Genomic DNA, 5,397 nt, shown 5'->3' on the forward strand with positions numbered 1-5,397 from the left:
GGTTGCCGCCAAGCCCGAGCATCTTGCCGAAAGCGTCCTTGTTCAGCCAGATGCCGTAACCGCCGCCGGCAACGACCAGCAGCGCGACGACAGCGGCGATCAGCCCGCCATAGCTGCGCTTGCGCTCGGCGGGACGTAGCCGCTGGAAGGTGTCGGACACCGGCTCTTCGTTGCTGGAAAAGACATCGGCCCCGTCGTCCGCCTCGTCGGCGTCCATACCTGCAGCGTCCATGCCTGCAAGAGGCGTGTCGGCGCGAGCCGGCTGGGAAGGTGCGGCTGCGGGCTTCCAGCTTGGCTCTACCTTGGCGGCAGGTGGAGGTGGCGGTCGATAAGGTTCAGGCTTGGCCGCGGGCGGTGCCGGCAAGGCGGGTTCCGCCTTCGCCGGTTGCCGTGTATGGCTCGGCTGGTTCTTGTTGCGATCGATCGAGGAAAAGATGTGTTCCAGTTCTGCGAGCGGGTCGGTCTCCGGCACGCTCTTGGCATAGTCCCGCTCGACGCTCGCGATGGCGTCTTCCAGACCGCGTTTCTGCTTGGCGACATCCTCCGGCGAAAGCGGCGGATCGCGCTGGGCAATCTTCGCTGCGATCGTAGAGCGGGCCTTGTCATAGACCTTCGCCCGCATCTCTGGCGACTGATCGCCGAGACCGTCTATCGCTTTTTTCAGAACAAAAACGAAATCTGCCATGCTTCAGTCGACCTGTATTTTGTTTCCGCGCCGGCCCCCGCAAATCAGCCGCGATGCCCGGAAAGGCTGAGAAACTAGTCTTGAAACGGATCGGTCACAAGTATCGTGTCGTCGCGTTCCGGGCTGGTGGAAAGGAGCGCGACCGGGGCGCCGATGAGCTCCTCGATGTAGCGGACATATTTGACGGCCTGGGCCGGCAGATCGTTCCAGCTGCGCGCGCCGGCGGTGGTGCCTTTCCAGCCCTCGAGCGTCTCGTAGACCGGCTCGACACGCGCCTGTGCGCCCTGGCTGGCCGGCAGATAGTCGATCATCTCGCCGTCGAGCCGGTAGCCGGTGCAGACCTTGATCTCGTCCAGCCCGTCGAGCACGTCGAGCTTGGTCAGCGCGATGCCCTTGATGCCGTTGACGGCAACAGCCTGGCGCACCAGCACCGCGTCGAACCAGCCGCAGCGGCGCTTGCGGCCGGTGACGACGCCGAATTCATGGCCGCGCGTGCCGAGGAATTCGCCGATCTCGTTCTTCTGCTCGGTCGGGAACGGACCTTCGCCGACGCGCGTCGTATAGGCCTTGGTGATGCCGAGCACATAATTGATGGCGCCTGGGCCGACGCCGGAGCCGGCGGCCGCCTGGCCGGCAACCGTATTCGACGAAGTAACGAACGGATAGGTGCCGTGGTCGATATCGAGCAGCGTGCCTTGCGCGCCCTCGAATAGGATGCGCTCGCCAGCCCGGCGCTTGTCGTCGAGGATTTTCCAGACCCGGTCCATATAGGGCAGGATCTCGTGCGCAACCGAAGTCAATTCCTGCATGATCGCATCATGCGTGACTTCGGCATGGCCAAGCCCCCGACGCAGCGCATTGTGGTGCGTCAGCAGCCTGTCGACCTTCAAGGGCAGCGTTTCCAAATCCGCCAAATCCATCACCCTGACCGCGCGCCGGCCCACCTTGTCCTCGTAGGCGGGGCCGATGCCACGACGGGTCGTGCCAATCTTCGTTCCGGAATTGGAGGCGGCGTCCTCGCGGAATCCGTCCAGTTCCCGATGCAGGGACAGGATAAGCGCTGTGTTTTCGGCTATTTTCAGGCGATCCGGCGTTACTTCGACACCTTGCGCCTTGAGCTTCGCCACTTCGGCAACGAAAGCGTGCGGGTCGAAAACCACGCCGTTGCCGATGATGGACAGCTTGCCCTGGCGCACGACGCCCGACGGAAGCAACGACAATTTGTAGACCTTGCCGTCGACGACCAGCGTGTGGCCGGCATTGTGGCCGCCCTGGAAACGCACCACGACATCGGCGCGCTCCGACAGCCAGTCGACGATCTTGCCCTTGCCTTCGTCGCCCCACTGCGAGCCGACGACCACCACATTGGCCATGTTTGTTTTCCCTTGAGACGCCGCGTGGCGGCTGGAAGACTGTTCAAAACGACAGGCCTCTATAACGTCAAGACCTCGCGAGCGCGACCTTTCTTTGCCGCCGAAAATGCCCTGAGGCACAACAATTTTCGGCTTTGACATCATTTACTTGGATGCACGGGGGCAATAGGCCGACAAACACCGCGGCTTGTCCTCAAAGCGCGTCATGACGTGCTTTGAGTTTTTTTGTTTCAATGCATGTCGTTGTCCCAAAACCGCTGCCCACTTTTGGGCGACATGCAATAGTGGCCGGAATCCCGCGATGCATCGAAGCGCTTACATATTCCTGCTGCTCACCACCTTGCTGTGGGGTGGCAACTCGGTGGCCGGCAAGCTGGCGGTCGATCACGTCTCGCCGATGACGCTCGTCTTCCTGCGCTGGGTGCTGGCCGTGGCGATCATGCTGCCGATAGGCTTGAAGACAATACGCAAGGACTGGCCGGTGGTGCGCAAGCACTGGCTCGTGCTGGCAGCGCTGGGCGCCAGCGGCTTCGCCTTGTTCAACACCATCTTCTACACGGCGCTCAACTACACCACAGCGATCAACGTCTCGATCGAACAGGCGGCGATGCCGATCCTGATCATGACAGCCAATTTCGTCTTCTTCCGCCTGCGTGTGAACTGGGCGCAAATTGTCGGTGTCGTGCTGACCATCGCCGGCGTGATCCTCACCGCCTGCCACGGCGACCCGCGCCGGCTGTTGACGCTGGAGCTCAATTTCGGCGACGCCATCATGCTGGTCGCCGTGTTTCTCTACAGTGGCTATTCGGTCGGACTGCGGCTGAAGCCGGTGATGCATTGGCAGAGCCTGATGCTGGCCCTGTCGGTTGCCGCCCTCGTCACCTCGCTGCCGTTCTTCCTGTGGGAGGTCGCCGCCGGCAGGGTCATCGTGCCTGACGCGCGCGGCTGGGCCGTCATCGTCTATACCGCGATCGGCGCCTCGGTCATCTCGCAGATCTTCTACATCAGGGGCAACGAACTGATCGGCGCCAACCGCGCCGGCCTGTTCATCAATCTGGTGCCGATCTTCGGCACGCTGCTGTCAGTGCTGATCGTCGGCGAGACGTTCCAGCTCTATCAGGCACTGGCTTTGGTGCTCGTGCTGGGCGGCATCGGGCTTGCCGAATACAGCGGGCGCAAGATGGCGATTCAGCGATCCGCCAGGACACGCTGAACGAAAAAAGGCGCGGCCCGGTCCGCGCCTTTGGATCTTTCACAGCAGTCCGGCATCACATCGCGTTGACGTCGAACTGCAACCGCTTGGCCGAGTCGATCGACTTGTGCGCCTTGATCTTTTCCAGAACCGACTCAGGGAACGGCGCGTCGAGATAAAGCAGCGCGATGGCATCGCCGCCGGGCCGGTTGCGGCCGAGCTGGAAGTTGGCGATGTTGACGCCGTTCTCGCCGCACACGGTGCCGAGCAGGCCGATGATACCCGGCGCGTCGGCATTGGTCGTGTAGAGCATGTGCTGGCCGACCTCGGCATCGAGATTGATGCCCTTGATCTGGATGAAACGCGGCTTGCCGTCGGAGAAGCAGGTGCCGGCGATCGAGCGCGTCCTGTGCTCGGTCGTCACCGTCAGCTTGATGTAGCCGTCGAACACGCCCGATTTGTCGCGCTTGACCTCGGCGACGATGATGCCCCGCTCCTTCACCATGATCGGCGCCGACACCATGTTGACGTCGGAGACCTGCGGCCTGATCAGCCCGGCAAGCGCGGCGCTGATTAGCGCGCGTGTGTTCATCGTCGCGGTCGAGCCGTCGAACAGGATCTCGACCTCCTTGATCGGATCCTCGGTGACCTGGCCGACAAAGGCGCCGAGCACTTCGGCGAGCTTGACGAAGGGCTTCAGCCGCGGCGCTTCCTCGGCGGTGATCGACGGCATGTTGATGGCGTTGGAAACCGCGCCCTTGATCAGATAATCGGCCATCTGCTCGGCAACCTGCAGCGCGACATTCTCTTGCGCTTCCGCTGTCGAGGCGCCGAGATGCGGCGTCGCCACCACGTTCTCCATGCCGAACAGCTCATTGTTCTCGGCCGGTTCGACCTCGAACACGTCGATACCGGCTCCGGCCACCTTGCCGCTCTTCAGCGCCGCGACCAGGTCGGCCTCGACGATCAGCCCGCCGCGGGCGCAGTTGATGATGCGCACGCCTTTCTTCATCTTGGCGATCGCCGCCGCATCGATGATGTTGCGCGTCTTGTCGGTCAGCGGCGTGTGCAGCGTGATGAAGTCGGCGCGGGCGAAAAGCTCATCCAGCTCGACCTTGTCGACACCGAGTTCCTCGGCACGCTTGTCCGACAGGAATGGGTCGAAGGCGATGACATGCATCTTCAGCCCGACGCCGCGCGTCGCGACGATCGAGCCGATGTTGCCGCAGCCGATGACGCCCAGCGTCTTGCCGGTGATCTCGACGCCCATGAAGCGGTTCTTCTCCCATTTGCCGGCGTGGGTAGAAGCGTTGGCTTCCGGGATCTGGCGGGCAAGCGCGAAGATCATCGCCACCGCATGTTCGGCCGTCGTGATCGAATTGCCGAAGGGCGTGTTCATCACGATGATGCCCTTGCGGCTCGCCGCCGGGATGTCGACATTGTCGACGCCGATGCCGGCGCGGCCGATAACCCTGAGTTTGGTGGCGGCGTTGATCAGCTTTTCGGTGACCTTGGTCGCCGAGCGGATGGCGAGGCCATCATACTGGCCGATCACTTCGAGCAGCTTTTCCTTGTCCTTGCCGAGATCGGGCAGATAGTCGACCTCAACGCCACGATCCTTGAATATCTGCACGGCGGTGGGAGAAAGTTTGTCTGAGACGAGAACGCGGGGCGCCATGGCGGCCTCCTTGAAATGGATTTGATGGGAATGGGCGGCCCGAAGGCCGCCACCGAAAGATGTCAGGCTGCCGCTTTGAGCGACGCCTTCTGTGCGGCGAAGGCCCAGTCGAGCCAGGGCAGCAGCGCTTCGAGATCCGATGTCTCGACCGTCGCGCCACACCAGATGCGCAGGCCGGGCGGTGCATCGCGATAGGCGCCGATATCATAGGCGACACCTTCCTTGTCGAGCACCGACACCAGTCCCTTGGCGAAAGCCGCCTGCCCGTCGGCGTCGAGCGCGGACACATCCGGGTCGGTGAAGTGCAGGCAGACCGAGGTGTTCGACCGCGTCGCCGGCAAGGTGGCGAGATGACCGAGCCATGAGGACTTGCCGACAAAGCGATCGAGGACGGCCGCATTGGCATCCGCCCTGGCGATCAGCGCATCGAGGCCACCGATCGACTTCGCCCAGTTGAGCGCATCGAGAT

General features: G+C 62.9%; 3 protein-coding genes and 2 pseudogenes. 1 reads left to right on the forward strand and 4 read right to left on the reverse strand.

The window, feature by feature from the left end; genetic code table 11:
• Positions 1–685: pseudogene (locus EN993_RS30550) on the reverse strand (hypothetical protein); the annotation flags it as partial.
• Positions 686–759: 74 nt separating this feature from the next.
• The gene (locus tag EN993_RS30555) at positions 760–2,058 is read right to left on the reverse strand and encodes an adenylosuccinate synthase (RefSeq protein WP_127265634.1); all 1,299 of its coding nucleotides are present in this window, start codon (positions 2,056–2,058) and stop codon (positions 760–762) included.
• Between the two features lie 301 nt (positions 2,059–2,359).
• Here EN993_RS30555 and EN993_RS30560 point away from each other — a divergent pair, with 301 nt between their 5' ends.
• Positions 2,360–3,271: a DMT family transporter gene (locus tag EN993_RS30560; protein ID WP_109664809.1), complete on the forward strand. Its 912-nt coding sequence runs from the start codon at positions 2,360–2,362 to the stop codon at positions 3,269–3,271.
• Positions 3,272–3,326: 55 nt separating this feature from the next.
• Here the strand turns inward: EN993_RS30560 and serA are convergent, their stop codons facing one another.
• Positions 3,327–4,928, reverse strand: coding sequence for a phosphoglycerate dehydrogenase (gene serA, locus EN993_RS30565; protein ID WP_127265635.1), 1,602 nt, complete (start codon positions 4,926–4,928; stop codon positions 3,327–3,329).
• 62 nt (positions 4,929–4,990) lie between these two features.
• Positions 4,991–5,397: pseudogene (locus tag EN993_RS30570) on the reverse strand (phosphoserine aminotransferase); the annotation flags it as partial.

The sequence above is a fragment of the Mesorhizobium sp. M7D.F.Ca.US.004.01.2.1 genome, from assembly GCF_003997785.1.
In the GTDB taxonomy this organism is placed as follows: Bacteria; Pseudomonadota; Alphaproteobacteria; order Rhizobiales; family Rhizobiaceae; genus Mesorhizobium; species Mesorhizobium loti.

Excerpts from the sequence above, each read along its gene's own strand:
- EN993_RS30555 (WP_127265634.1), bottom strand. The coding sequence starts at position 2,058 with ATGGCCAATGTGGTGGTCGTCGGCTCGCAGTGGGGCGACGAAGGCAAG.
- EN993_RS30560 (WP_109664809.1), top strand. The coding sequence starts at position 2,360 with ATGCATCGAAGCGCTTACATATTCCTGCTGCTCACCACCTTGCTGTGG.
- serA (WP_127265635.1), bottom strand. The coding sequence starts at position 4,928 with ATGGCGCCCCGCGTTCTCGTCTCAGACAAACTTTCTCCCACCGCCGTG.